This window comes from Zunongwangia profunda SM-A87, assembly GCF_000023465.1.
Taxonomy (GTDB): domain Bacteria; phylum Bacteroidota; class Bacteroidia; order Flavobacteriales; family Flavobacteriaceae; genus Zunongwangia; species Zunongwangia profunda.
Genome location: NC_014041.1, coordinates 3,922,348 through 3,948,939, shown reverse-complemented (window position 1 = coordinate 3,948,939; position 26,592 = coordinate 3,922,348). Strand labels below are relative to the sequence as shown.

24 protein-coding genes are annotated in these 26,592 nt (G+C 36.6%); 10 read left to right on the top strand and 14 right to left on the bottom strand.

Features of this window, described 5'->3' with window-relative positions; all coding sequences use genetic code 11:
- Window positions 1–23: 23 nt before the first annotated feature.
- Window positions 24–1,061 carry an App1 family protein gene (locus ZPR_RS17295; protein WP_013073047.1) on the top strand — a complete coding sequence of 346 codons (1,038 nt, stop codon included), beginning with the start codon at window positions 24–26 and terminating at the stop codon, window positions 1,059–1,061.
- 61 nt (window positions 1,062–1,122) lie between these two features.
- On the opposite strand, the gene ZPR_RS17290 is transcribed toward ZPR_RS17295, so the two are convergent.
- The 3 genes from ZPR_RS17290 to ZPR_RS17280 form a co-directional block, all read right to left on the bottom strand.
- Window positions 1,123–1,815, bottom strand: coding sequence for a sterol desaturase family protein (locus ZPR_RS17290; RefSeq protein ID WP_013073046.1), 693 nt, complete (start codon window positions 1,813–1,815; stop codon window positions 1,123–1,125).
- Between the two features lie 10 nt (window positions 1,816–1,825).
- Complete coding sequence (locus ZPR_RS17285) at window positions 1,826–2,440, bottom strand: deoxynucleoside kinase (protein WP_041580086.1); 615 nt, start codon at window positions 2,438–2,440, stop codon at window positions 1,826–1,828.
- A 341-nt stretch (window positions 2,441–2,781) separates the two neighbouring features.
- Window positions 2,782–3,705, bottom strand: a complete 924-nt coding sequence (locus tag ZPR_RS17280) for an AraC family transcriptional regulator (RefSeq protein ID WP_013073044.1) — start codon at window positions 3,703–3,705, stop codon at window positions 2,782–2,784.
- 113 nt (window positions 3,706–3,818) lie between these two features.
- On the opposite strand from ZPR_RS17280, the gene ZPR_RS17275 reads away from it, so the two are divergent.
- Window positions 3,819–5,318 (top strand): aldehyde dehydrogenase family protein, encoded by a 1,500-nt coding sequence (locus tag ZPR_RS17275; protein WP_013073043.1) that lies wholly within the window; start codon window positions 3,819–3,821, stop codon window positions 5,316–5,318.
- Between the two features lie 3 nt (window positions 5,319–5,321).
- Window positions 5,322–5,684 carry a DUF779 domain-containing protein gene (locus ZPR_RS17270; protein WP_013073042.1) on the top strand — a complete coding sequence of 121 codons (363 nt, stop codon included), beginning with the start codon at window positions 5,322–5,324 and terminating at the stop codon, window positions 5,682–5,684.
- A gap of 183 nt (window positions 5,685–5,867) precedes the next feature.
- On the opposite strand, the gene ZPR_RS17265 is transcribed toward ZPR_RS17270, so the two are convergent.
- From ZPR_RS17265 to ZPR_RS17255, 3 genes are read right to left on the bottom strand one after another with little or no spacing between them, the layout of a single operon-like run.
- Window positions 5,868–6,248, bottom strand: coding sequence for a DUF6122 family protein (locus ZPR_RS17265; RefSeq protein ID WP_083759790.1), 381 nt, complete (start codon window positions 6,246–6,248; stop codon window positions 5,868–5,870).
- An 8-nt stretch (window positions 6,249–6,256) separates the two neighbouring features.
- The gene (locus ZPR_RS17260; protein WP_013073040.1) at window positions 6,257–6,580 is read right to left on the bottom strand and encodes a DUF202 domain-containing protein; all 324 of its coding nucleotides are present in this window, start codon (window positions 6,578–6,580) and stop codon (window positions 6,257–6,259) included.
- Window positions 6,581–6,598: 18 nt separating this feature from the next.
- The gene (locus ZPR_RS17255; protein ID WP_013073039.1) at window positions 6,599–8,389 is read right to left on the bottom strand and encodes an SLC13 family permease; all 1,791 of its coding nucleotides are present in this window, start codon (window positions 8,387–8,389) and stop codon (window positions 6,599–6,601) included.
- A 308-nt stretch (window positions 8,390–8,697) separates the two neighbouring features.
- On the opposite strand from ZPR_RS17255, the gene ZPR_RS17250 reads away from it, so the two are divergent.
- Complete coding sequence (locus ZPR_RS17250; RefSeq protein WP_013073038.1) at window positions 8,698–9,216, top strand: DinB family protein; 519 nt, start codon at window positions 8,698–8,700, stop codon at window positions 9,214–9,216.
- 58 nt (window positions 9,217–9,274) lie between these two features.
- Here the strand turns inward: ZPR_RS17250 and ZPR_RS17245 are convergent, their stop codons facing one another.
- The 8 genes from ZPR_RS17245 to metK all read right to left on the bottom strand — a co-directional run bounded on the left by ZPR_RS17245 (window position 9,275) and on the right by metK (window position 18,707).
- Window positions 9,275–9,913 (bottom strand): hypothetical protein, encoded by a 639-nt coding sequence (locus ZPR_RS17245; protein ID WP_013073037.1) that lies wholly within the window; start codon window positions 9,911–9,913, stop codon window positions 9,275–9,277.
- Window positions 9,914–10,016: 103 nt separating this feature from the next.
- Window positions 10,017–10,961 carry a pyridoxal-phosphate dependent enzyme gene (locus tag ZPR_RS17240; RefSeq protein ID WP_013073036.1) on the bottom strand — a complete coding sequence of 315 codons (945 nt, stop codon included), beginning with the start codon at window positions 10,959–10,961 and terminating at the stop codon, window positions 10,017–10,019.
- Window positions 10,962–11,033: 72 nt separating this feature from the next.
- Complete coding sequence (locus tag ZPR_RS17235) at window positions 11,034–11,477, bottom strand: universal stress protein (RefSeq protein ID WP_041579047.1); 444 nt, start codon at window positions 11,475–11,477, stop codon at window positions 11,034–11,036.
- 11 nt (window positions 11,478–11,488) lie between these two features.
- On the bottom strand, window positions 11,489–12,418 hold the full coding sequence (locus ZPR_RS17230) for a 2-hydroxyacid dehydrogenase (RefSeq protein WP_013073034.1): 930 nt from the start codon (window positions 12,416–12,418) through the stop codon (window positions 11,489–11,491).
- A 50-nt stretch (window positions 12,419–12,468) separates the two neighbouring features.
- The gene (locus ZPR_RS17225) at window positions 12,469–13,833 is read right to left on the bottom strand and encodes an acyl-CoA dehydrogenase family protein (RefSeq protein ID WP_013073033.1); all 1,365 of its coding nucleotides are present in this window, start codon (window positions 13,831–13,833) and stop codon (window positions 12,469–12,471) included.
- A 176-nt stretch (window positions 13,834–14,009) separates the two neighbouring features.
- Window positions 14,010–16,592 carry a DUF3857 domain-containing protein gene (locus tag ZPR_RS17220; protein ID WP_013073032.1) on the bottom strand — a complete coding sequence of 861 codons (2,583 nt, stop codon included), beginning with the start codon at window positions 16,590–16,592 and terminating at the stop codon, window positions 14,010–14,012.
- A 148-nt stretch (window positions 16,593–16,740) separates the two neighbouring features.
- The gene (locus tag ZPR_RS17215) at window positions 16,741–17,289 is read right to left on the bottom strand and encodes a hypothetical protein (RefSeq protein ID WP_013073031.1); all 549 of its coding nucleotides are present in this window, start codon (window positions 17,287–17,289) and stop codon (window positions 16,741–16,743) included.
- A gap of 161 nt (window positions 17,290–17,450) precedes the next feature.
- The gene (gene metK / locus ZPR_RS17210) at window positions 17,451–18,707 is read right to left on the bottom strand and encodes a methionine adenosyltransferase (protein WP_013073030.1); all 1,257 of its coding nucleotides are present in this window, start codon (window positions 18,705–18,707) and stop codon (window positions 17,451–17,453) included.
- A 697-nt stretch (window positions 18,708–19,404) separates the two neighbouring features.
- Here metK and ZPR_RS17205 point away from each other — a divergent pair.
- The 6 genes from ZPR_RS17205 (at window position 19,405) to cobA (ending at window position 26,341) form a co-directional block, all read left to right on the top strand.
- Window positions 19,405–20,679: an O-acetylhomoserine aminocarboxypropyltransferase/cysteine synthase family protein gene (locus ZPR_RS17205; RefSeq protein ID WP_013073029.1), complete on the top strand. Its 1,275-nt coding sequence runs from the start codon at window positions 19,405–19,407 to the stop codon at window positions 20,677–20,679.
- 80 nt (window positions 20,680–20,759) lie between these two features.
- Complete coding sequence (locus tag ZPR_RS17200; protein ID WP_013073028.1) at window positions 20,760–21,926, top strand: trans-sulfuration enzyme family protein; 1,167 nt, start codon at window positions 20,760–20,762, stop codon at window positions 21,924–21,926.
- 114 nt (window positions 21,927–22,040) lie between these two features.
- Complete coding sequence (locus ZPR_RS17195; protein ID WP_013073027.1) at window positions 22,041–22,448, top strand: RrF2 family transcriptional regulator; 408 nt, start codon at window positions 22,041–22,043, stop codon at window positions 22,446–22,448.
- Between the two features lie 162 nt (window positions 22,449–22,610).
- Window positions 22,611–23,240, top strand: a complete 630-nt coding sequence (locus ZPR_RS17190) for a phosphoadenosine phosphosulfate reductase domain-containing protein (protein WP_041580085.1) — start codon at window positions 22,611–22,613, stop codon at window positions 23,238–23,240.
- A gap of 217 nt (window positions 23,241–23,457) precedes the next feature.
- Window positions 23,458–25,551: a HEPN domain-containing protein gene (locus ZPR_RS17185; RefSeq protein WP_013073025.1), complete on the top strand. Its 2,094-nt coding sequence runs from the start codon at window positions 23,458–23,460 to the stop codon at window positions 25,549–25,551.
- On the top strand, window positions 25,517–26,341 hold the full coding sequence (gene cobA, locus ZPR_RS17180; protein ID WP_233421320.1) for a uroporphyrinogen-III C-methyltransferase: 825 nt from the start codon (window positions 25,517–25,519) through the stop codon (window positions 26,339–26,341). The genes ZPR_RS17185 and cobA overlap by 35 nt, the downstream gene beginning before the upstream one ends.
- Window positions 26,342–26,592 lie beyond the last annotated feature (251 nt).

Below are 26,592 nucleotides of genomic sequence, written 5' to 3'. Positions count from 1 at the left end.
ACTTATAGAACGAAATTACTTGAATGTTTAAACGAATAAAAAAAATATTGGGGCGCTATAAAAACCTGGATCAGGTGCTTATAACTCCTTATCGAAGTTATGGTACTTATTCCAGATTGTTTGTAAAAGGGCGGGTTTTGGATAATGCCCCACTTAAAATACACCAGGATCAAAACAAATGGAAAACTTTTGTAAATACTTATAAGCAATTTGATAGTTTTGAGATTCCTGATGCTGAAGTGGAACTGGAAATTCCCGGTAAAATAAACCTTAAAACCACTACCAACGACGAAGGTTATTTTCTATTTAATCAAACTTTAGAGAATAATATCGGAGAAGTGGCAGATGATCAGGGGTGGGTGGATTATCATTTATATTATAAGGAAGAATTAGAACCAAAAACCGAGCTTCTAGGTAATCCTTTTAAGGGAAGATTTTTAATTCCTTCTGTAGATGCAGAATATGGTGTAATTAGCGATATTGATGATACGATTTTACATACGGGGGTCACTTCATTTTTAAAATGGCGCCTGCTTAAAAATTCGTTACTTACCAATGCTTATAAAAGGATGCCTCTAAAAGGTGCGCCAAATTTATATAAGCTTTTGCATAAAGGTAAGGCAGAGGGTAACCGTAATCCTGTATTTTACTTAAGTAACAGTCCCTGGAATATGTATGAGTATTTAAAGCTGTTTTTGGATTATAATGGGTTCCCCAAGGGGCCTATATTGCTTCGGGATATGCGGCATCCCTTTGAAAACAGCATCAAGCCTGAAAAGCCTCATAAACAGCGAGAGATTTTTAATATTCTTAAAACCTATCCCGATTTAAAATTTATTCTGATTGGTGATAGCGGCGAGCATGATGCAACCATTTATACAGATATTGCAGCGCAACATTCCGATAGAATATTAGCCATTTATCTACGAAGCGTGAATCATAAAAAGCAGATGGAACGTGTACATAGTATTATCGATAATTTTGAAAGTACTCCCGTATTAATGGTTCATAATTCGACTGAAGCAATTGCTCATGCCCGGGAAAACGGATTTATTGTTTAAAACAAAAGCCAGATGATAAAATCATCTGGCTTTATTATTTTTAAGATCTAAAAAAAAAGATCTAATGGGCATGCGCTTTTCCCATATTCTCATCGTCTATACTTTTTCCTACCGCAGTTCTGTCGCTGGCAGGTGTTTGTCTTGGCATTGTTCTAAAAATATGATCCCAAAATGGTGAGGATACGCCAAAAGCCCGGTCTGGTTCACGATAATGATGAATACTATGATGATGCCACAAAATTTTTAAAAAGTTGTTAGGTACTTTAAAAGCATGTACCGAATAGTGTACGGCAAGATAACCTGCGTACCCCACTAAAAATCCCGCTAAAAATCCAAATACATAATCGCCCAAAATTGCTCTGTAAATTATAAATAGAACAGAAGCTACGATTAAACTTAGTACAGGTGGCATAGCCAGTCTCGATTTATCTTTTGGATAATCATGGTGTACACCATGCATGGTATACGATATTTTTTGCCTTCTTGGTGTAGTGGCCGGGATATGATATAAATAGCGATGCGCTAGATATTCAATTAAAGTGAAAAATAATAATCCGCCGGCAAACCATGCTAATATTTCAGGTGTTCTAAAGCCTTTTTCAAAAATACCGTAGTAGATAAGTGCTACCGATGTAACAAAGAAAATAATTAACGGTGCAGAAATGTGCGTATGCGTTAATTTTTCTAACATAGGGTTTTCAAAAAGCTTTGGGGAGCCTTTATGTTTAGGTCGCTTAAGTTTAGTAGATTCCATAATCTAAAATTTAAAATAATCCGTTTATTTCTCCGTCAATTTTATTAATAATGTCGCCAAGATCTTCCGGGTTGTCTACAAAGTTAATATTATCTACATCAACGATTAACAAATTTCCCTTGTCATAATCGTGAACCCAGGCCTCATAGCGCTCATTAAGCCGACTTAAATAGTCGATAGAAATTGAGTTTTCATAATCTCTTCCTCTTTTTTGTATTTGGGCAACTAAATTAGGGATACTGCTCCTTAAATAAATAAGCAAATCCGGTCCCTTTACTACACTTTCCATAAGTTCGAACAAAGAGCGATAATTTTCAAAATCCCTATTGGTCATCAAACCCATAGCATGTAAGTTAGGAGCAAAAATATAAGCATCCTCATAAATAGTACGATCCTGAATGATCTTTTTACCACTTTCCCTAATCTGCAATATTTGTCTAAATCTACTGTTTAAAAAATAGATTTGCAGATTAAAAGACCAACGTTCCATCTTATTGTAGAAATCTTCAAGATAAGGATTTTCCAGAACGTCTTCGTAATGGGGTTCCCATTTGTAATGTTTGGCGAGTAATCTTGTTAGCGTGGTTTTACCGGCTCCAATATTCCCTGCAATCGCTACATGCATAATATTTATTCTTCGCTTAGTTTGTGTGGATAAAATTTTAGGGTGTAAAGATACAAGATTTACTTCATCATACTTTTTACAAAGTCCACTAATTCTTACAAAATACAATAATCCCACAATTTAAATTCCTTTTATCGAAATTTAAATTATTGATGTCTAAGGTATAGAAACTTAAGTATCTAATATAAAAATGCGATAATTTTAAGTTTTTTTTAAACTTTACCCGGTAAATCCAGGTTAAATGCTTTGCCCACTTCCCGTTTCCTTGCTATCGGGATATTGATAGCTCTAGAGAATAATAATTTTCTAATATAATACCTAGTGGGCCGTCCTGAGGTAGTTTAAGAGACATACTTGTTAGCTCTTACATTTTTTCGATATTGATTGGGGGTGATGCTTTCCAGCTTTTTGAACTGGCGGTTAAAATAGCTTACATTGTTAAATCCAGCCTGAAATGCAATATCGGCCAGCTTATCTGTAGTTTGCTGAATTAACTTCTTCGCGTATTTTATACGCTCAGTATTTAAATAATCAATTGGGCTTTCACCCAGTGTATTTCTAAAGGTCTTGTAGAAATTTGAGCTGCTCATACAGGCTTTTGCCGCGAGTTGATCTACCGAGATGTTTTTGGATAAATTTTCACGCATATATTTCACGATAAAAGCCATGCGATTATTATCAAAAAGCGAAGAATCATCCAGTAACATTAATTTCGCTTTGGTTTGAAGTAGCCTAATCACCAGTTCTTTTACCATAAGATCCAATAAAACATCTTTGGCTTTTTCATCACTTAAAAAGGTCTTAAAAATGCGATCCAAAACATATTGGACCTGTATGTTATTTTCAAGATGGGCAGAATTTCCCTGAAGATCATAGTTGTCATTTTCAAACTCTATTCTGGTGTTTTCATTAAAATAACGCACGGTTTCCTGAATTTTATCAGGATGAATTCCCAGGGCTAAACACCGGGTAGGAGCCGTTGTGGTTGCTAAAGGGAAATCGATAATCATTTTTTCGTTGGAAGGCAACACAACACTTTCGCCAGGAAAGAAATCGAATGGATTACGGTGCTTTAAGTGCATAATCTTTTTTCCAGAAAGCATACTGGCAATAATAGGATACGAAAATTGCAAGTCGACTTTCTTTGCGATTTGCTGCGTTTCAAAAACATTAAGTTCTGCATAATCAGCACTGTAGATCGTCCGGTTTTCAATGAAAGTTTGTAGCTTTCTTGAACTTTCGTATTTTAAAAGATTATAATTCAAACTTGTTATAATTGTTAAATTGATAGTAATGTAGTAATTAAAAATAGGAAAGTTCAATTTTTAAAGCAAATAATTATGGAGTTTTAAGTTTAAATATTAAAAGCATAGTTATTATGAGTTATTCTAAACCAAAATTCCAGGAAAAATATGGCAATTACATTAACGGAGCATTTATAGCACCTGTCGATGGAGAGTATTTTGATAATCATTCTCCAGTAGATAATTCGCTTATTGCAAAGTTCCCAAGGTCTAAAGATGCAGATGTTAAAAATGCGATTGCAGCTGCTAATGCTGCTAAAGAAGAATGGGGAAATACCTCAGTTGCGGAGCGCTCGGCGATTCTTCAGAAAATAGCCGATATTTTAGAAGAGCACCTTGAATATTTTGCCCAGATCGAAACTTCGGATAACGGGAAAGCGATTCGTGAAACCTTAAATGCCGATCTGCCTTTGGCTGTAGATCATTTTAGATATTTTGCTTCAGTAATTAGGGCTGAGGAAGGTAGTGCTTCAGAATTAAATAAAAATACACTCTCATTAATTATTCAGGAACCTTTAGGAGTAGTTGCTCAAATTATACCTTGGAACTTCCCATTATTAATGATGGCCTGGAAGGTGGCTCCTGCCTTAGCAGCAGGAAACTGTATCGTTTTAAAACCGGCAGAACAAACTCCAGTTTCAGCAACAATATTTGCCGAAAAAGTAGGGCACTTATTGCCTAAAGGGGTATTTAATGTGATTCATGGTTTTGGGCCGGAAGCCGGTAAACCTTTAGCTTCCAGTCCCAACGTAGATAAAGTAGCCTTTACGGGAGAAACCACTACCGGGCAGTTAATTATGCAATATGCTTCTAAAAACCTGCATCCGGTAACGATGGAACTTGGAGGGAAATCACCTAATGTTTTTTTTAATAGCATTATGGATCACGATGATGAGTTTTTAGATAAGTGTATTGAAGGTGCCGTATTATTTGCTCTAAATCAGGGAGAGGTATGTACCTGTCCTTCCAGATTATTAATTCAGGAGGATATTTATGAAGCCTTCATCGAAAAGGTTATTGCCAGAACTGAAGCTATAAAAATGGGTGATCCATTTAGTCCCGATACCATGATGGGAGCCCAGGCCTCGAATGATCAGTATGAGAAAATTTTATCCTATATAAATATAGGTAAAGAGGAAGGTGCCGAAGTTTTAACGGGAGGAGAAGCTGCAAAACTGGATGGCGATTTGGGGAACGGATTTTATATAAAACCCACAATTTTAAAGGGACATAATAAAATGCGGGTTTTCCAGGAAGAGATTTTTGGTCCGGTAGTTTCGGTTTGTACTTTTAAAGACGAAGCAGAAGCTTTAGAAATTGCCAACGATACCCTTTACGGATTAGGCGCCGGAGTCTGGACGCGGGATGCGCACCAATTATATCAAATCCCGCGGGCGATAAAAGCAGGTCGTGTTTGGGTGAATTGCTATCATGATTATCCTGCACACGCACCATTTGGCGGCTATAAAAAATCTGGTTTTGGTCGCGAAAATCATTTAATGATGCTTAATCATTATCGTCAGGCTAAGAATATGCTTATTTCTTACGATAAGAATAAACTGGGATTCTTTTAAAATATGAATTATAAACGAGTAGATATCACCAAACAGGCTGCAGTGTTGTTAGAAAAACTTAAAGCAGCGCACGGCAAGGTGATTTTTCATCAAAGCGGGGGGTGTTGTGATGGTTCATCACCAATGCTGCTACCCAAAGAAGATTTTTATCTGGATGATAATGATATTTATTTGGGGGAAGTAGGGGAGGTACCTTTTTACATGAGTCATGATCAATTCGCATATTGGAAACATACGCATCTTACTGTAGATGTAACACCAGGTAGAGGTGCGAGCTTTTCTCTAGAAATACCCAAAGGAAAAAGGTTTATCATAAAATCACGTATGCTGACCAAAGAAGAACAGGAATACTTCAATCCTTCCTAACAAGTAAAGGATAAAAATAATGCAGTCAAAGAGAACATTTTGACTAAAAATAGACTTTAAAATGGCCAAATTCGATAACCGGCATATAATTTTATAAAAAGGGAAATTAGATTTAAAGTTGCTTAGTTTTATCTTCTATTGAAGATGCAGAGGTCGTTTTTTCTTAAAAACGGCTTTTGTTTTTTACATGCTATTTGAAATGAGTTGTTTTAAAGCTGAATTTTCATAACAGTCTCCGCATTTGGAGAATGTCCATAAACAATCTATAAAATCGGTTAGCATGTGAAAGCATAAGCCTATAAAAATCAGTTTAAAAATTCCTTTTTTTAAAAAAACAGCTCCTAAAATATAACAGATAATTGCAATTTGGGAGTGGAGGGGATGAAAACCAATTCCGCAGCGATTAGGGTCAAAAAAAGGACTGGCAAAGATATGATCTATATCCACCAGCATGGTGACAGCCAATATAATCCAATTTTGTTTCCAGGTTTTTTTATCAAAAAAATAAGCGATGATTCCTATCGCTAAAAAATGCATGGAGTAATGAAAAATAGACTGTAGCAAAACAGATGTTAAGATTCGTTATTTTCAGATGTTGTTTCGGGACGTAAAAGTCGGGTTAGTTTTCTATTTAGGTGAATGTACCGTATGATCCCTACCGACAAAAATATAATACTTACTGAAAATGCACCGTATCCCAACCAATGTAATTCGGGATATTCTTTAATTTGGAGGAGCGCAAGCCCACCTATAAGTAAGTATAGTGAAGCTCTGATGTACGCAAGTAGCGTCCGTTCGTTTGCAAGTTTTGTCCTTTCTAAAGCAAGATGTTCCCTGATAAGTTTCTCATCAATGATTCTTGTTTTAAAAGGATTACTCAGTTTTACTCTTCTCATAATTAAAAGCTTCAAAAATTAAACTTCAAAAGGGAAGAACACCGGGATAATAAACGATGCTGCAATCCAAATAATAAAATTTAATGGTGTTCCAAACTTTAAAAAATCATTAAACTTATAGTTTCCAGCACCATAGACCATAGTGTTTGTTGGATAGCTAACCGGTGTCATAAAAGTTAATGAACAGGCAAACATCACTCCAATTAAAAATGGTTTTTCGCTTAACTGTAAAGCGCCGGCAAGGCTTATAACAATAGGAGCCATTAATGCGGCTGCGGCTTTACTGCTTAGTATGTTTGTAGATAGAAAGGTAATAAGAAAAACCAAACTTAATATAATGCTAGGGTTAAGATCGCCAATTTGCTCGAAGATAAACTGCGATATCAATTCAGATCCTCCGGTTTTTTCTAAAGCTTTTCCCATAGAGAGTACCCCGGCCATCATAAAAATAACTTTCCATTCTATAGCATCGTAAGCTTCTTTTGGTTTTAAAATAGAGGTCGTAACTAATAATAAACTACCAACCATTGCACTAATTAAGATAGAGGTTAGATTTAGTGCGGCAGATAAAACTACCCCAAGGGTGATCAATAAAGCCGGGATCGCTTTTTTATAATTTATTTTTTTAGCCTGGTAATTAGATAACACCACCATTAATTTTCTGGAGGTTAAGGCCTGAATATCTTTTTGTGCGGCATATAGCAATAGCATATCACCTTCTTTTAAAACCACGTTTGAAAAATCTTGTGTGATAATTTCTTTACGGTGCCTAAGGGCTAATACCGATGCGTAGTAAATATTTCTGAAATTTAGTTGTCGCAAAGAACGCTCGGCTAAGGGAGAACCATAAGGGATCATTACTTCATAGATCGTTTTTTCGTCCTTATTGTCTTTTTTATTTTCGGACTCCAGAAGATTTGTTTTATCACCTATTAAGGTATACCCACCCTTATCCATCAATTGTGAAAGGTGTTGCGGATCGATCAAAATTTTCATGGAATCTTCAGCGCGTAATATCGTATCTCCATTGATTTCATACATACGATGATGGTTTCTTTTAATCGACAGGATTTGAGCGCCATACTGGCTTACCAGTTTCGATTGTACGATAGCATGGTCTACATCTGTGCTGTCTTTGCCTAAAACAACTTCTGCTAAATAATTTTGAGCTTCTTTGGTAAGACCACTTTCATGAGCTCCCGCACGTTTAGGTAATAACCAGGGACCTACCATAATAAGGTAGGTTAAACCAATGGCAAGTAAACATAAAGCAGGTAGTGTAAACTCGAACATATTAAAGGGCTCCAATCCACTTTTTTTAGCAATTCCGCTTACCAAAATATTTGTTGAGGTGCCTATTAAAGTACAGGTGCCGCCAAATAATGCCGAAAAAGAAATAGGAATTAATAACCTAGAGGGGTTTATGCCGGTTTCTCTACAAACCAGTAAGGCCATTGGTATTAATATAGCTACTACAGCGGTATCGTTTATAAATGCTGAAAATAAGGCAGCAGAAAAACAAAAGATCATGAGGGCAAAAACGTAATTTATCTTTGCTATCCTGATGATCTTATCACTAAAGCTATCGATGATCCCGCTTTTAAAAATAGCAGCGCTCACCACAAACATGCAGCCCAGCGTAATAGTAGCAGGGTGGTTAAACCCGGAAAAACCTTCTTCAGGACTAAGAACTCCGCTTACAATAAAAAGCGCCATGATAAGAATAGAGGTGGTATCGATCGAGAAATAATCCTTTATAAAAAGAAAAATCCCAATAAAAATTATCGCCGCTGTAATGTAAAGTTCCATGGTTATAAGTAAGGCTGAGTTTAATCTATTAAATAACGTATATTTTTTAGCACATTAATTTTAAAGAAATCATAAACTATTTGATGTTGTAACATAGTTAACGTGATAATGCTCTGTTCTCATCAAGATAGCGGGATCGGGATGCCTGGAAAAAAATAATTAATAGTTGATGATTGTGGCCTGAGGTCGTTTATTTACAGTCTTCTGCTATTTTGGTCAAGTTTAAATTTTGTTGAAAATAGGTTTATTAATCAAAATAGATATAGTAAATTTTATGGAGAAATAAACTTATCCCATTTTTAAGAGTTATGATGAACAACAAGAAACCTGAAGTCTGGTTAAGAGGGGAGCTGCCGGGTATTTCGACATTACTACAACCGGCCGCACATGCGCTATTACAGTCTAAAGAGGAGGTGTTTAAATATACGGAGGGTTTTCCCGAGTTTTTACTTTGGAAGCGACCGGCTGGAAGAGCCAGTGTTGGATTTCATTTACAACATATCACCGGAGTTTTAGATCGAATGTTAACTTATGCGGAAGAACAGCAACTTTCTGAAAAACAGTTTGAATATCTTAGGAATGAAGGTGCAGAAATTCCAGAAATTAAAATTGATCATTTGACTCAGGCTTTTACTGAAAAAGTAGCGCAGGCCATAGACATATTTAAGAACACCGCTGAAGAAAAGCTTACACAAAAACGAACAGTTGGAAGAAAGCAATTACCCTCTAGTCTTATTGGGCTATACTTTCACGCCGCAGAACATAGCCAAAGACATATCGGACAAATGTTGGTCACGATAAGTGTGTTGAGAAATCAAAATAATTAAAAAGGGCTGTCTAAAAAGTCATTTTTAGACAGCCCGCACTTAGTATATTGTAAGATAACTATCTCATATCAGGGTTATCTCGAAGTTCTTTAGCTCGAGAAGATGGTATAAATACCTGAACACCAAAATTTAATCCTAAAGCATTTTGATAAGTTGTATTTCCCCCGCCTACTAAACCATTATATTTTAAATTGGTTTCTAAGGCTACATTATTTGTAATAAAATAAGAATATCCCGGGCCAACACCGAAGGCAAAACCATTAGTAGTAGCACCACCAGCCACATTTACTCCTGCTATACCTGCATTGGCTTCTATAAAAAATCGTCCATGTTTTAAAAGATTATCGACTCCTTTTTCACCCGGACTTAAATAATAACGGGATAGCGCCTGAAAACCGTAAACGGTGGTTTCAGTAGAGCCACTGCTTTCTGGAGATTTAGTAAAACCAATATTTGCTACTGCACCTAACATAAAGTTATCTCGCACAAAGTACCCTACTTTTGGGCTCAATCCCAAATTATATCCGGCACCATCGTTTAACCCAAAGTTTAACCCAAGGATACTGTTATTTCCCGGGTTGATGAGTCCGCTACCAAAGTCACTTCCAATCATAAAGTTACCTTCTTGGATTTGTGCGTTTGAAACAGTAACGCAGCCTAATAAGACCATTACGCTTAAAATTAATATTTTTTTCATTTGAATTTTTATTTTAAGCTAAATTAGGTAAGAGTAAATGTTGAAAATTATTATTTGGTTCAAGTATAGTATTACTTTAAACAAGCTGTTAAATTATCCTCGCTTATAGCTGGATTTGATTAAAATCTACATTTCCGCCAGAAATGATTACACCAATTTGCTTGTTTTTAAATTTAGCGGGTTCTTTTAAAACGGCTGCTAAAGCTACAGCACTGGATGGTTCTACTATAATTTTCATGCGTTCCCATATTAATTTTAGCGCATTTTTGATCTCCTCTTCCGTCACTCTAATGATTTCTTCCACGTGTTTTTGAATGATCGGGAAGTTCTGGTCGCCAAGCTGCGTTTTTAATCCATCTGCGATGGTATTTGTACTCTGGTTAGTTTCAATTGTCCCTGAAATTAGCGAGCGATAGGCATCATCTACTTCAAAAGGTTCAGCGCCTATGGTTTTTGCACTTTTAGCAAATAAATTTACAGCCAGTGCAGTACCGCCTATAAGTCCGCCACCACCAATAGGGGTAATCACGAGATCAAGATGAGGTTGCTTTTGAAGCAATTCTAAAGCAGCTGTTCCCTGTCCTAAAATCACTTCGATATCATTAGAAGGATGTACAAATGTAGCTCCTTTTTCCTCAACGATTTTTTGAGCGGTTTCCTCACGGTTTTTTAAAGTCGGTGGGCATTCAATGATTATTCCGCCGTAAGTTTTAACAGCATCTTTTTTAACTTGTGGAGCGCTAGAGGGCATCACAATATAGGCTGTAATTCCTAAGCTTTTAGCGGCCAAAGATAATGCCTGAGCGAAATTTCCTGAAGAATGCGTAACTACTCCCTTTTTCTGATCTTCCTGGCTAAGCTGTAAAATAGCATTGGTGGCACCACGCATTTTAAAAGCACCCATTTTTTGAAAATTCTCGCATTTAAAATAGATGGAGCAATCAGCAATTTCATTAATTAAGCGTGAAGTTAAAATTGGGGTTTCGTGAATGTAGGGAGAGATACGCTCGTGTACTTGTAATAATCTTTCTTTGGTGAAAACTTCCATAAAAATAACTGCTGAAATTGGTTCGAAAAATAACCAATTTCAGCAGTAGTAAAAAATCTTTTAGATGAATTATCACTCTTCAATAGGAACCGTAAACACTGGGATTTTTGATTGCTTTAGAATTTCCATAGCGACACTTTCTGCAAAAAGATTATAAAAGAATCCGTGCTTGTGGGTGCCAACAATCAACATATCCGTGTTCAGTTTTTTGGCTTCTTCTAAAATAGTTTCAACGGTAGAGCCTTGAATTAGAAGTGCTTCAGAATCTATATTATTTTGGATGAATGAATCGCAAAGCTGTTGTAGCATTCGATGTTCCTGTCTAAACTCTTCAGCTTTGGTATCGCGAATATATTGTGGCCCAATTTCATAGCCCACAAAATCAGGATCTGCTTCAGCTACATGAACCAGCCATACTTTTGCTTCGAATTTTTCAGCAAAATGTTCAGCATAGGTGAGCATTTCGCCAACGGCTTCATTAAAATCTACAGCCACTAGGATATTTTTGATGAGCATAGTTTAAGTAATTAATAACCACGATCCTGTTCTACCAGGTTCTTAAGTTCTTCGCCATCCTGAAAACGTTCGTAATTTTCTACAATTTGAGGGATAACAGATTCAGCTTCGGTTAAACTTGCGGTATGTGGAGTAATGGTGATTCTTTCATGTTCCCAAAAAGCATGGTCTTCTGGTAAAGGCTCTTCTTTAAAAACATCTAAAGCAGCACCGGCAAGATGCCCACTATCGATCATTTCTATAAGATCGTTTTCTTCTAAATGTTCCCCACGACCAACATTGATCACATAAGCTCCTTTTGGAAGTTTTTCAAACAATTCTTTATTTAAAATTCCGCTGGTTGCATCGGTTAACGGTAAAAGGCATATCAAAATTTCAGAGGCTTGTAAAAAATCTTCCAGACTATTATCACCGTAATACGAGGTGATGTCTTCACAATCTTTTTCTGTACGGGACCAACCTGAGACTTTAAAGTTATTTTTGGCTAAAAGCTGAGCTGTGGCAGTACCAATAACGCCCATTCCCATTATTCCAACTTTCATATCACTATTGCGACAATATTTTAGCACATTCCAGTTACTATCTTTTTCCTGATGTTTATAGGCCGAAAGGTGTCGGGTATGATTTAGTACCAGGGCCAGAACAAACTCGCTTAAATCACTGGTTAATTGTTTATCTACCACTCTTGTGATTTTCACATCTTCCGGAAATTCAGGGTCTGAAGTGATATGATCCACACCGGCTCCCATGGAGGCTACAACTTTTAAATTCGGATAGTTTTTGAATAGTCCGCGTGGATGCTTCCATGTAATGGCGAATTCTACTTCTTCATTATCATGATCTTCAGGATAAACATAAACATTCATTCCCGGATGTTGACTTTTAAGGGTTTCTACCCAGTGGGATACATCTCTCCCGGGAGCTACAACTAATACTGACATTTAATTCTAATTTTTTACCCTATCTAGGGTTTTGATTTTTAATTTGATTGTTAGCTAACAAAAGCACTATAGCCTGTAATGGCTCTACCCACTATTAATGAGTTTATTTCCTTGGTTCCCTCGTAACTATAAATAGCCTCGGCGTCGGCTACAAAACGAGCAACATCGTGTTCTAGTAAAATTCCGTTACCGCCCATTACTTCACGAGCACGGCTTACCACATCCCGCATCCTCATACTGCAGTAAACTTTAGCTAAAGAGGCATGCTCATCGGTAAGCATATCCTGATCCTGCATTTCTGAAAGTCTAAAACATAAAGTTTGCATGGCAGTAAGGTTAGAAACCATTTCTACCAGATGGTTTTGTACTAATTGATACGAAGCAATTGGTCGCCCAAATTGTTCTCTTTTTCGGGTATACTTTAAAGCACTTTCATAGGCACCACGAGCACAGCCCACTGCCTGCCAGGCCACACCGGCACGCGTCATTCGTAATACATTGGCCGTATCTTTAAACGAATTGGCGTTTTGCAATCGATCACTCTCTGCAACTTTACAATCCGTAAGCGTGATAATGGCATTTTGTACGATACGAAGTGCCATTTTATCTTCCATTTTTTCAGCTTTAAAGCCTGGATTGTCTTTTTCTACCAAAAATCCTTTCACCTGGTTGCTATCTTCATCACGTGCCCAAATAATAGTCACATCGGCGAAAGTGGCATTACCAATCCATTTTTTTTGTCCGTTTAAAATCCAGTTTTCACCATCAAACTTACAGGTGGTTTCTAATCCACCGGCCACACCAGAGCCTACGTTAGGTTCGGTTAATCCGAAAGCCCCAATTTTCTCTAGTTTTTGCATCTGTGGAAGCCATTTTTGCTTTTGTTCTTCGCTACCGCATAAATAAATAGAGCCCATAGCCAAGCCACTGTGAACACCAAAGAAAGTTGAGGTAGAAACATCTACCCTGGCAATTTCCTGAGCAATAATCCCTTCCATTAAAAATGGAAGATTAGGGCAACCATAGCCTTCGTAAGGAATACCGGCAATATTCAGTTTTTTGAATTTTTCGATGATCTCGAATGGGAATTTTGCCCGATTCCAGTGATCATTGACTAAAGGCCGAATCTCATCTTCCATAAGATGGCGTACTTTCATCTGCAATTCACGCTGTTCTTTGGTAAGTTTGTAATCCAGATTGTAAAAATCGCCATCTATAGGAGGGAGGTCACTTTGCGATTTGTGACGCTTTGTTTTTAACATTTTCATGAGTCCGGCAAGTTGGCGCTCATCTAATTTACCTAAAGTCTTCATGGCTTCAGATAAATCAATTTGTTGGTTGATTTTTGCCAGTTGATCCATATCAACCGACTTTAACAGGTTTACCGTGTTTCTAACTTTTTTGAAAAAGGACATGGGATTGCTTTTGTTATCCTTCTAAATTTAAGGATTAAAAAGCCCCGCTGCTGTTAAAGGTTTCCGAAGAAAAGGATAAAATCGAAAAGAATCATAACAATAGTTAAACTAAAAAATCCCCTGAAGCTATTTGGGGGATTTTGGTCGTTTTGGGTTTGTATTTTAAATAGTTAACCCTAATCTTTAATTAGATCCATGTTTTCAATGTCATTTGCTGCTGTGTTGTGCTTTTTATAAGTATTTACAAAAGTATCCTTAACTCGTTCAGAATATATAAAATAAGGAATCCATATCAAGCAGCTGATTAATGATTTTAGTACTTCACTGTAGATGTCTGCAGTCGCGGTTATAGACTGTATAGATGGAATAGTTGATGCCGCCAGAGCATCTATACTTAAGCCTATAAGATTAAAGGCATAAAAGGCAATTATCAGTCTTGGAGCGATTGATCTTCTTTTAAAGAAAATGATCAATATTAAAATATTAAAAGCAATCGAAGCAGCGTTGAAAATAACTTCAAAAAATACAAGTAATACTAAAGCTTCATTCCCGGTGGACCAAAGTGAAAAATAATTAGAGGTGAAATAATCATTGCTGATCATAGGAAAGAAGCTAAGTATTGGAGAAATACAAAGCCCTATTGCTATTAAAACTAACCAACCCCCAATGGGACGATGATCATCTGGATGTGCTTTTGACGGAATCTCGTAGTTGGTATAAATTAAACGACATAGAAATCCCACACCGGTAAATACCACTAAAAATAAAATAACTGCAAACCAGGAAATATCAGAATCACCCGTAGCGGCTAAACTTTGAGCCATTCCTGTATTATAGGTAAGGTAATACGATATATTTTCCGAGGCTTTTTCGTGCGCTTTTAGAAATTCTGAATAATCTTCAGCAGGTACATGATCACTTAAAGCTTTGTATTTATGGATAAGGTCAATCCTGGCATTCGAGTATTTGGTTTCATAGGTATATTCAAAATAAGGATTGTCTGATTTATAATAGTCGGGTTTAATGCTCCATTTTTCAGGGGTGAAAATGACGATATTATAATCGACATTAGTGCTTTCGTTAATATAATAAGGAGATTTACGTTTTGCAGTTTTCTGCGGAAACATAAAATTATCGATTGCCAATGCGTAGTATTCTGAATAGATCTGCTCGGGATCCTCTGGCATTGCTGCCCAGTGATTAGGGATTACATATTCTTCGTAGACCGTAAAGGTATTCTTTTGGTTACGGTCATCTTTAAAATACATATCTTGAGCTACTTCGATATCATTATAGGCAAGACTATAGAAATCAAGATAGCTTTTTTGAATACTGCTTAAACCGTTCGCATTAAATTCGGCCCTGGTATTATCTGCTTTAGAACCCGTATAAACCGTTTCTACTTTAAGTCGTGTTGACCCTCCAATAGAATCGATAATAAAGGTTTCAGTGATATTGGCTTTTCCGTAATCAGGTTTTTCGAATTTAGTAAGTGCTGTAGTGTTATCATCTAAAATAAGTCCGTACCCATAATCTGGTGTGAAGATTTCTTCAGCATCAATGCCCTGATTGCTTATCGTGGGATCAATAAAATAATCCTTATTGAATTTTTTATACTGCACAATGCAATGATCAAAAGAATTTGGAGATGGTAAATCTTCATTTATGGTGTTTCCGAAAGAAGAATTAACCAGAATTGGGTGCGCATCGATTTGATAGGACTTTAAAAGTTCACTCAGCAAAAAGGATTTGTCTTTACAATCACCATATCTGCGGTTAAAAATATCTTTAGGATTACTGGGTTTATGGGAGCTTAAGCCATTTTCGAAACCTAAATACCTTATTTTATCCTGAACAAACCTAACTAACGGAACAATGGAATCATCGAAAATGGTATCGGCTTCCACAATTTCTTTGGCCTTTGCGTGTAACCAGTTTCTATCTGCAGCTGATATTTGATAATACTGATTATAATTTTTAGCCACATCATTCCAGGATTGAAACTGGGAGATCTGGTAAGATTGTGATGCATCATACCAAACTGGTACGTTTGCATCGTAAAGAGTGGTTTCGGGATTTTCGTTTTTTACTACATATTCTATATAGTTTGCATGCGCTGTAATTTCGGGTTTAGTATTTCCGTTAAAAAACCTGATCTCTAGGGGTTCTGTCTTAGGAACAATATATCTTCCGTAGATATATACCACGGGAAGCGAATATTCCAAATACTCTTCTGTAGAAAACTTTCCATGATGAACAGGGGTAAATCCCTGGCGTGTATAGCTATATTCAATGATGTCGCCTACTCTTACTTCTGTTAGATTAAAAAGAGCAGAAAGGGAGCCATCATATAAATGCCGCTCTAAATTGGTTTCACGCTGTACGGTTTTAATTTGGTTTAAATCTAACTGGTCAATGACTTTTCCTTCACGGTAAATATTGATTTTGTGTATAAACAAGCTTTGAAAATCGGGATCAAATTCAATAGTGAAATCGCTCATTTCCTGCACACCTTCACTATTAAGAACTTTAAAAGCCATGTGACGATAGGCCTTTTGCTCAATTAAATTGTATTGTGAATCGACAAGCAGATAAAGAAAAGGAGCATTATCGAGTTCTTTTTTTTCTGAAGAGAGTTTAGCCTCTATTGGAGTAACCCAGTTTGGTGTTTTTGATTGAAAGACCTGATTACTTTGTGCTGAAACAGCACATAGCCAAATACACGTGATAAACGTGCAGATTGATTGTAAGCGCTTCATAAAAATGTTAATAACCTCTCAAATAAACGTTAATATTTTTAATAAAAAAAGTAGGTGTAATAAAAAATCCCCTTATGACGAGGGGATTTTGCTAGTTTATTACTGTTAATCTAATTTTATATGGCCTACGGCTTATTTTAGTAACTACTTATTTAGGATACTCTAAATTTAAGAGAAAACTTGCACCTTTTCTTTCAAATAGATTATTATCGCTAGGTTGTGTATAATTGGCAATTCGTTCCCCCAATCTTTCGTAGAAAGCGAAGGAAAGCGGGTGACTGGAATTTACATAAATCCTTTTGTATTCTAATTCCGAATAATATGGAATTATTATTTCTTTTAACCAGTTTTTGCCATATCCCTTACCTTTTTCGGTAATGTGAAAGTATTTGATTTGAAGAGCCGTTTTTTCCTCAATAATCGTATATCGTCCTTCGTTATCTGCGATATTACCACGCACAATAAATGCGCAACCTATCAAATGATCGTTTTTAAATAGTAAATGTGAATCGATGCTAAGCTTATCGTTTTTCTTTAAATTTTCGAAAAGGCGGCACGCATGAAAAAACTCGTTATAATCATCCCAGTCTTCGTCTAGTTTATACTTTACATAGGCTAAAATTGGAGAAAAATAAAATGCTTTAATATCATTTGATAGGTAATATTTTAAATTTTTATGGGTTCCAAGTAATTTCATAAGCTATTCAAATCTATAAATTAGCAGTATGTCCATGAGAAGTGGACCAGAAAACCTTTTACAATTTCAGAGCTTCCCGGTGACTAATTATCGGTATCGTGGTATCCTCTGGTATCCTCTATTGGAGGTGCCAATAAGCTTTTGGATCTTAGGTATAATAACTATAATCCAAAAGCATCTTTTACCTTATCTACATAGTCTAATTTTTCCCATGTAAATAGTTCTACTTCTTTCTTAATTTCGCCGTTATAAGGACTTTTAAAGATCTTGGTTACTTTTTTGGGTTCTTTTCCCATATGCCCATAAGCAGCAGTTTCGCGATAAATAGGATTTCTAAGATTTAAGCGCTCTTCGATAGCGAAAGGTCGCATATCAAAAATTTCACCTACTTTTTTAGCGATCTCACCATTGCTCATTGCCACTTTAGATGTTCCATAAGTATCTACAGAAATCGAAGTTGGTTCTACCACACCAATAGCATACGATACCTGAACCAAAACTTCGTCTGCAACTCCGGCTGCGACCAGGTTTTTGGCAATATGTCTGGAAGCATAAGCTGCAGAGCGGTCTACTTTACTAGGATCTTTACCAGAAAAAGCACCACCACCATGAGCACCTTTACCACCGTAAGTATCCACGATGATTTTTCTACCGGTAAGTCCGGCATCTCCATGCGGTCCGCCAATTACAAATTTTCCGGTAGGGTTTATATGATATTTGATGTCATTGTTAAACAATTCCTGTACATATTCAGGGAGTTGTGCAATGACACGCGGCATTAGGATCTCAATAATATCTTTCTTAATTTTAGCCAACATTTCCTCATCATTTTCCATAAACTGATCATGCTGTGTGGAAAGTACGATGGCTACGATGCGCTGGGGAATATTGTCATCACTATATTCGATAGTTACCTGGCTTTTCGCGTCTGGGCGTAAATAAGGAATTTCGTTTCCTTCGCGTCTTAGCTCAGCAAGTTCGTACACCATTTTGTGAGAAATATCTAAAGCCAAAGGCATAAAGTTAGCGGTCTCTGTAGTAGCATAACCAAACATCATTCCCTGGTCGCCAGCCCCCTGTTCTTCTTTGGTAGCACGGTCTACACCCTGATTAATATCTGGTGATTGCTCGTGGATTAAAGAAATCACACCACAAGAATCCCCGCTAAATTGATAAGCACCTTTTGTGTATCCAATGTCATTGATTACGTCACGGGCGATTTGTTGTACGTCCAGATACGTGTTAGAGCGAACTTCGCCGGCTAATACTACCTGTCCTGTTGTTACTAAAGTTTCGCAGGCTACTTTTGATTCTTCATCAAAAGCCAGAAAATTATCCAATAAAGTATCACTAATCTGATCTGCAATCTTATCTGGGTGTCCTTCAGAAACACTTTCTGAAGTAAATAAGTAAGCCATAAATCTACGCTTTATATTATAAAAAGAAGGGATAAATTTGACGTAAAGGCAGACTATAAAAGTATTACTGCTTTAGCATTTTAACCAAATTATTTTCTTTGGCATACTTCTAAAATGATTAGAAGTATTAGGGTTGCAATCAGTCAAATCTTTCCCTGTTATTAATCTGGCTACAAATGTATAAAAATTGTTTTTACTCCAACTTTCTTTAACTTCTTTTTAGTTTGAAATCTGGGAATGGATTTTTTATTAAAATAATTAGTTTGTTTAAATTCATAGCATATCGCTTGTTTTACTGAGGTTTCGGTATCATATTAAGCCTGTTTTTAGTTAATTCTTAGCTCACTACATATTAATATTTAAATTTTTTACTCAAAAAATTTTGGTTTTGAATTATTTTCGCATTTATCTTTGTATCACGAAAACATGAGAGAAATGATTTTAAACAATATGATGCGCTTTATGATGTGGAGAATTTCCGCAGCGCGCGCTATTGCTTAAAATTAAAACTATAATTTGCAAAATGAGCCGCTGTATTTTACAGCGGCTTTTTTTTGCCATAAATTTTAATACTGCAAATGATGACAAATAAAAGCATGATTTGCTATTGCCCAAACAGGAAAGGTTAATCGAATAAGATCTCCCGGGCAATAGCCTGATAAAGGGAGATCGCTTATGAATCTTAAAGAATAAAAAAATGAGTTTAAATAAATTTGCTACAAACGCTTTACATGCAGGTCACGATGTAACCATTCACGGAGGAACAAGAGCTGTTCCTATTTACCAAACCACTTCTTATGTTTTTAAAGATGCCGATGAGGCAGCCGGGAGGTTTTCGTTAGCACAACCGGGATATATTTATACCCGTTTAAATAATCCTACTAACGATATCTTAGAACAAAGACTGGCTGCTTTAGAAGGAGGAATTGGCGCGGTAGTAACCGCATCTGGAACAGCGGCTATTAATACCACTTTATTAACCTTACTAAAAGCAGGCGATCATATCGTGGCTTCCAGCAGTTTGTATGGAGGTACTTATAACCTGTTAAGCGTAACACTACCAAGACTTGGGATCACCACTACTTTTGTAGATCCCTCAAAACCTGAGAATTTTGGGGAAGCTGTCCAGGAAAATACAAGAGCTATCTTTGCAGAGTCTTTGGGAAATCCCAAATTAGATGTCTTAGACTTAAAAAATATCTCTAAACAAGCCAAAGCACATAAGATCCCCTTTATTGTAGATAATACAGTAGCCACCCCTTATTTATTAAAACCAATTGAGTTTGGCGCCAATATCGTAATAGAATCTCTAACAAAGTACATTAGTGGTAATGGAACATCTTTAGGCGGCGCTATCATCGATGCCGGTACGTTTGACTGGGCTAGCGGTAATTTTCCTGAATTTACAGAACCTTCGCCTGGATATCATGGATTGATATATCATGAAGCTTTAGGTAATGCTGCTTTTATAGCCAAAATAAGGGTAGAAGGATTACGTGATTACGGGGCGGCCTTAAGTCCATTCAATGCTTTCCAGATAATTCAGGGACTTGAAACTTTAAAAATAAGAATTAAGGGGCATAGCGAAAATGCTTTGGCACTGGCTAAATGGTTGCAAGAACAAGAAGTGGTAACCTGGGTAAACTATCCGGGATTAAGCGATAGTCCATATTACAAACTGGCTCAGGAATATTTGCCAGAGGGACAGAGTGGCGTTCTTACTTTTGGAGTGAAAGGGGGGTATGATTCTGCTAAGATTATCGCTAACGAAACAAAATTATTCTCCTTATTGGCTAACATAGGAGATACAAAATCTTTAATTATTCATCCTGCTAGCACCACCCATCAACAACTTGATGATAAAGCACAGCAAGCCACTGGTGTTTCTAAGGATTTAATACGTTTGTCTGTAGGTCTTGAAGATATCGAAGATTTAAAAGCTGATTTGAAATTGGTATTTTCAAAAATATAAAGTGAGAATAAAATAATGAGTACTTTTGATGAGCTTACTCTTAAAAATACTAGTAATTAAAGATATAAAACCCTTATAGTATGTCTACTCCACATTTTGAAACTGAAGCTATACGTACTCAGATAGAACGTTCACAGTTTTTAGAACATTCATCTCCTTTGTACCTAACCTCAAGTTATATCTTTGAAGATGCTGAGGATATGCGAGCTTCATTTTCCGAAGAAAAAGAAAGAAATATTTATAGCAGGTTCTCGAACCCCAATACGTCAGAATTTGTTGAAAAAATAGCTAAAATGGAAGGGGCAGAAACAGGTTATGCTTTTGCTACCGGGATGAGTGCTGTGTTTTCTACCCTTGCAGCTTTATTAAATAGCGGGGATCATATAATTTCCTCAAGATCGGTTTTTGGAAGTACTCATTCTCTTTTTACAAAGTTTTTTCCAAAATGGAATATTTCACACAGTTATTTTAAGATTGATGAAGTAGATGCTATTGAAAGATTAATCAAGCCTGAAACAAAAATCATTTTTGCCGAAACACCAACCAATCCCGGTGTCGATATTATCGATTTAGAAGTACTTAGCGAAATTGCTAAAAAACATAAGCTAATTTTAGTAATCGATAACTGCTTTGCAACTCCTTATATTCAAAATCCTATTAAGTATGGAGCGCATTTGGTGATCCATTCGGCTACAAAGATGATTGATGGGCAGGGAAGGGTCTTAGGCGGAGTTACCGTGGGAAATGCCGATCTTATTAGGGAGATTTACTTATTTTCCAGAAATACCGGCCCGGCACTCAGCCCTTTTAATGCATGGATTCTTTCAAAGAGTTTAGAAACTTTAGCAGTACGTTTAGAAAAGCATTCTGAAAATGCTCTGAAATTAGCCGAATTCTTAGAAAACCATCCTAATGTTCAGCAAGTAAAATATCCGTTCCTAAAATCCCATCCGCAATACGAGATTGCAAAAAAACAAATGCGTTTAGGAGGCAATATTATTTCTTTTGAAATTAAAGGAGGGATCGCTGCCGGGAGAAAATTCGTAAACTCAGTAAAAATGTGTTCTAGAAGTGCCAATTTAGGGGATACCAGAAGCATCGTTACCCATCCGGCAAGTACAACCCACAGCAAGTTAAGTGAAGAAGATCGTTTAGAAGTAGGGATAACTGATGGATTGATTAGAACCTCGGTTGGATTAGAACATATTGATGATATTATTGAAGATATAAAACAAGCCTTATCTTAAGTCCCTTCAGTTAAGATGGCAGATGGCGACCATCAGTACGTTCTTCAACATTAAATGAATTTTTGAGAAAGTGTATGGTGAAGTTGAAATATTAAAATTATTTATCTTCGCCGTATGCTTTCAAAGAAAACAAAATACGGAATTAAAGCCTTAACCTTTATAGCAAGGCAACCAGAAAGAAATCCTGTGCAAACTTCGGAAATTGCGAAGAGTGAAAATATCTCGCTTAAGTTTCTGGAAAGTATTCTATTAATACTGCGTAAATCGGGATTTTTAGGCTCAAAAAAAGGCAAGGGCGGAGGTTATTATCTTATTAAGGAACCCGAAGATATTAAAATGACTGCCATCATTAGAGTATTAGAAGGCCCTATAGCAATGGTTCCCTGTGTAAGTCTTAATTATTATGAAAAATGCGAAGACTGCCCTGATGAGCAAACCTGTGCTGTTCATAAATTAATGATTCAGGTTCGTGATAGCACCTTAAATGTGCTTGGTGAAAATACACTGGCCGATTTAAGCTAGATGTATTTTTAAATAAAAAATGTTAAAAATCAAAAAATAACCAACAATTTGTTGGTGTATAAAAAAAGGAAGTTTACTTTTGTGTTATTAACCTACTAAATCTATAGGACAATAGGTTTAGTGGAATTAGATGAAAAAGTGGACTTCAGGAAAGATAAGATTATGAAAAGGTATACAGAGAAAGAATTAAAAATCCTTAATCAGCAATTAAAAGGCATAGGCCCTGAAGAAATTATCCAATGGGTGATTTTAAACAGTAAGCGACCCGTAGTAACAACTAATTTTAGACCTTATGAGGTGGCAATTTTACATGCCGTTTCTAAAATCAAATCTGATGTTCAGGTGGTTTGGTGTGATACCGGCTATAATACTCCGCAAACCTATAAGCATGCTAAAGAGGTGATTGATATTCTGGATCTAAATGTTAAAATTTATATACCCAAGCAAACTGCTGCCTATCGTGATGCGATGTTTGGTGGAATTCCGCAGGTAGATAGTTCAGATCACGATGAATTTACCCGTCAGGTAAAATTAGAACCTTTTCAAAGAGCGATGAGAGAGCAGCAGCCGGATATCTGGTTTACCAATCTCCGTAAAGGACAAACTGCTTTCCGTGATAGTATCGATATTCTTAGCTACAGTAAGGATGGTCTTTTAAAAGTAAGTCCTTTTTATCATTGGAGTGATGAAAAACTGGATCTTTATTTAGAAGAGTATAATCTTCCTAATGAGCATAAATATTTTGATCCGACAAAAGTATTGTCCAATAGAGAATGTGGACTACACGCGTAATAAAAGTGATATTTAATTTAAGCAATATTAAAGATGAAATTTATTGTAAATACAAAAGTGATGTGGTTTAAATCGATGTGTTTGCGTAGCATAATATGCACTTAAAAGTCATCATTGTATTTAGTTATATATAAAGTCCTTTTAAGTGTAAACTGAAAAGGACTTTTTTGTTTCCTTCTGTTTTAAACAGATTCCTCTCAATTAAAATAAATTATCCATGCAAAGTTTTAGAACCGAAATTGAAAATCCTGTTGTCGAAAAAGACATCATCGATTTAGAAAAGAAAATTCGACTGTTTCGCGAAGGCAAAGCAGATGAAGAGAAATTCCGAAGCCTGCGCCTTGCGCGTGGAGTTTACGGCCAAAGGCAGGCTGGTGTACAAATGGTTCGTATAAAACTGCCTTTTGGAAAAGTAACTTCAGAGCAATTACATCGTATTGCTGATGTATCTGATGAATATTCTACCGGAAGACTACATATCACTACCCGCCAGGATATCCAGATTCATTATGTAAGCTTAGATCGTACGCCCGAACTTTGGGCGCAGCTTGAAAAGGATGATATTACACTCCGTGAGGCCTGTGGAAATACTGTAAGAAATATTACGGCGTCGCCAACAGCCGGGATTGATGTTGATGAACCTTTTGATGTTTCCCCTTATGCTGATGCTGCTTTTCGATTTTTTCTACGGAACCCAATTTGCCAGGAAATGGGACGTAAGTTTAAAATTGCATTTTCTGCAACAGATGAGGATACGGCCTTAAGCTATATCCATGATCTTGGGTTTATTCCGAAGTTAAAAAACGGAAAACGAGGCTTTAAAGTAATGTTGGGTGGCGGACTGGGTTCACAACCGCGCCATGCCGATAAATTATATGATTTTATTGAAGCTGAAAAAATTATTCCGCTTATAGAATCGGTTCTTCGAGTATTTGATCGTCACGGGGAACGGGCAAAACGGTTAAAAGCGAGAATGAAGTTTTTAATCAAGGATATAGGCTTAGAAGCTTTCTTAGAATTAGTTGATGAACAGAAAAAAGCTTTATCTCAAGAAAAAGTAGAATTTCATATCGATAAATTCGAGGCTGCTCCACCACTTCAGGATATTGAGGTTCCTTCAATAAAAATTGAAGATGAAAAGGATTACAAGGTTTGGCGAAATACCAATGTTATCCCGCAGAAACAGGAAGGACTATTTGCTATTGGAATACGTGTACCTTTAGGTGATTTTTATACCGGAGGAGCCAGACAATTAGCCGGTTTGATTAAGAAATACGCGGGAAACGAAATTCGCCTAAGCTTACGTCAGGATATTTTAGTTCGTCATGTACGGGAAGAACTATTACCCTTTTTCTATACTGAATTAAAGAAATTGGGGTATGCAGAAACCGGTTACGATAAAACGGTAGATATTACCGCTTGCCCAGGTACGGATACTTGTAATTTAGGAATTGCCAGTAGTACCGGGATTGCAGATGTTTTGGAAGATGTTTTAAAAGAAGAATATCCGCAGTTTATTAATGGGAAGGATATTACTATAAAAATAAGTGGTTGTATGAATGCCTGCGGGCAGCATAATATGGCTGAAATCGGTTTTCAGGGAATGTCGATTAAATCGGGGAAAGCCGTAGCACCTGCATTACAGGTATTACTTGGGGGCGGTGTTTTAGGAAATGGAGAAGGCCGCTTTGCCGATAAAGTGGTAAAAGTTCCCAGTAAACGCGGCCCGGAAGCCTTAAGAGTTTTATTGAATGATTTTGATGCGAATGCAAGAAGTGATGAAAAATTTATCCAATATTATGATCGACAAGGGAAAACTTATTTCTACGATTTATTAAAAGACTTGGCAGATACCTCAGATCTTAGCGAAAATGATTTTATCGATTGGGGGCATGAAAAACCTTATATCAAAGCGGTTGGAGTAGGAGAATGTGCCGGTGTGGTGATCGATCTTATTGCCACCTTACTTTTTGAAAGTGAAGAGAAGATTGACAACGCGCAAAGCGCTTTAGATCGTAAAGCATGGGCAGATTCTATTTACCATTCCTATACTTCAATCGTAAATTCAGCAAAAGCATTGTTGTTAGCCGACGATGTAAAAACCAATACCCAAGCCGGAATAATAGCGCAATTTGACGAGCTATTTGTAGAAACCGGTAAAATTGAACTTTCAACTTCTTTTAAAGAGTTCACGTATCAATTAAATGAACATGAACCTAGCGAAGAATTTGCTCAGAAATATATCGAAGATGCGCGTTTATTCTTAAAAAGGGTAGATGCCTATAGAACGAAGGAGGTACAAGATGTATAATCTACCAAAATTAAGTGTAGTTGGTGCCGGTCCGGGTGATCCTGAGCTAATCACTTTAAAAGCTTTAAATACACTAAAATCAGCTAAAGTAGTTTTATACGATGCGCTTATCAATAGAGAATTATTGGACTATGCGCCACAAGCTGAGCATATATATGTTGGGAAACGAAAAAATAAACATCGATATTCTCAGGATGAAATCAATGATCTTATTGTGAATTATGCGAATGAGCGTGGTCACGTAGTTCGACTTAAAGGTGGAGACCCTTTTATCTTTGGGAGAGGTTCTGAAGAGATTAATTACGCCCGGAGTAAAGGCTTAGATACTGCAGTGGTTTCAGGAATCACCTCGTCTATTTCTGTTCCGGCCAACGTTGGGATTCCGCTTACGCAGCGCGGAACTGCAGAAAGTTTTTGGGTGATTACAGGAACAACTTCTGCTAGGAAATTATCGAGTGATGTATATCTGGCCGCGCAATCTACCGCAACAGTTGTCATTTTAATGGGAATGAGTAAGCTTTCCGAAATCGTAAAGATTTTTAGTGAATTCGGGAAAGAAGATACACCGGTGGGTATTATTCAAAATGGAACCACTATCAATGAAAAATCAGGTTTTGGAACTATAAAGACTATTGAAAAAGTCGTTGCAGAAAAACAACTTACTGCACCTTCAATCATCGTAATAGGTGAGGTTGTAAAAGAAAGCCATCAATTGCCTAAAGAACTCAAAGAAGTTAGCGGATTTTCAGCTTCGGCCTATTCAAAATTTTTAAAAATAGGGGCAGCATAATTAGAAGTTAGAGATTAGACCGCTGCGCTGTTAGAACATAGACAAGAGAATAGCACGTGATAATGTGGTAATTTGAAGATGTGAAAATAAGCTAATGAAAAATTAGTATTAAGGTTAGAGAAAAACTGCTGGCAGGTAGCTAAAAGCTCTTTGATAGTTAACCGTAAGTTATTTCTGCTAAAGCTAATTGTTAAAACCAAAAAGTAAATTTTTTCAAAAAAAAGAACCTATATCATGTTTTGTTGAATTTT

Coding starts and splice junctions, on each gene's coding strand:
- ZPR_RS17200 (WP_013073028.1), top strand. CDS start 20,760: ATGTCTACTCCACATTTTGAAACTGAAGCTATACGTACTCAGATAGAA.
- metK (WP_013073030.1), bottom strand. CDS start 18,707: ATGGCTTACTTATTTACTTCAGAAAGTGTTTCTGAAGGACACCCAGAT.
- ZPR_RS17220 (WP_013073032.1), bottom strand. CDS start 16,592: ATGAAGCGCTTACAATCAATCTGCACGTTTATCACGTGTATTTGGCTA.
- ZPR_RS17245 (WP_013073037.1), bottom strand. CDS start 9,913: ATGAAAAAAATATTAATTTTAAGCGTAATGGTCTTATTAGGCTGCGTT.
- ZPR_RS17295 (WP_013073047.1), top strand. CDS start 24: ATGTTTAAACGAATAAAAAAAATATTGGGGCGCTATAAAAACCTGGAT.
- ZPR_RS17235 (WP_041579047.1), bottom strand. CDS start 11,477: ATGCTCATCAAAAATATCCTAGTGGCTGTAGATTTTAATGAAGCCGTT.
- ZPR_RS17195 (WP_013073027.1), top strand. CDS start 22,041: ATGCTTTCAAAGAAAACAAAATACGGAATTAAAGCCTTAACCTTTATA.
- ZPR_RS17255 (WP_013073039.1), bottom strand. CDS start 8,389: ATGGAACTTTACATTACAGCGGCGATAATTTTTATTGGGATTTTTCTT.
- ZPR_RS17205 (WP_013073029.1), top strand. CDS start 19,405: ATGAGTTTAAATAAATTTGCTACAAACGCTTTACATGCAGGTCACGAT.
- ZPR_RS17225 (WP_013073033.1), bottom strand. CDS start 13,833: ATGTCCTTTTTCAAAAAAGTTAGAAACACGGTAAACCTGTTAAAGTCG.
- cobA (WP_233421320.1), top strand. CDS start 25,517: ATGCCTATAGAACGAAGGAGGTACAAGATGTATAATCTACCAAAATTA.
- ZPR_RS17240 (WP_013073036.1), bottom strand. CDS start 10,961: ATGGAAGTTTTCACCAAAGAAAGATTATTACAAGTACACGAGCGTATC.
- ZPR_RS17185 (WP_013073025.1), top strand. CDS start 23,458: ATGCAAAGTTTTAGAACCGAAATTGAAAATCCTGTTGTCGAAAAAGAC.
- ZPR_RS17270 (WP_013073042.1), top strand. CDS start 5,322: ATGAATTATAAACGAGTAGATATCACCAAACAGGCTGCAGTGTTGTTA.
- ZPR_RS17215 (WP_013073031.1), bottom strand. CDS start 17,289: ATGAAATTACTTGGAACCCATAAAAATTTAAAATATTACCTATCAAAT.
- ZPR_RS17275 (WP_013073043.1), top strand. CDS start 3,819: ATGAGTTATTCTAAACCAAAATTCCAGGAAAAATATGGCAATTACATT.
- ZPR_RS17250 (WP_013073038.1), top strand. CDS start 8,698: ATGATGAACAACAAGAAACCTGAAGTCTGGTTAAGAGGGGAGCTGCCG.
- ZPR_RS17190 (WP_041580085.1), top strand. CDS start 22,611: ATGAAAAGGTATACAGAGAAAGAATTAAAAATCCTTAATCAGCAATTA.
- ZPR_RS17290 (WP_013073046.1), bottom strand. CDS start 1,815: ATGGAATCTACTAAACTTAAGCGACCTAAACATAAAGGCTCCCCAAAG.
- ZPR_RS17285 (WP_041580086.1), bottom strand. CDS start 2,440: ATGCATGTAGCGATTGCAGGGAATATTGGAGCCGGTAAAACCACGCTA.
- ZPR_RS17230 (WP_013073034.1), bottom strand. CDS start 12,418: ATGTCAGTATTAGTTGTAGCTCCCGGGAGAGATGTATCCCACTGGGTA.
- ZPR_RS17260 (WP_013073040.1), bottom strand. CDS start 6,580: ATGAGAAGAGTAAAACTGAGTAATCCTTTTAAAACAAGAATCATTGAT.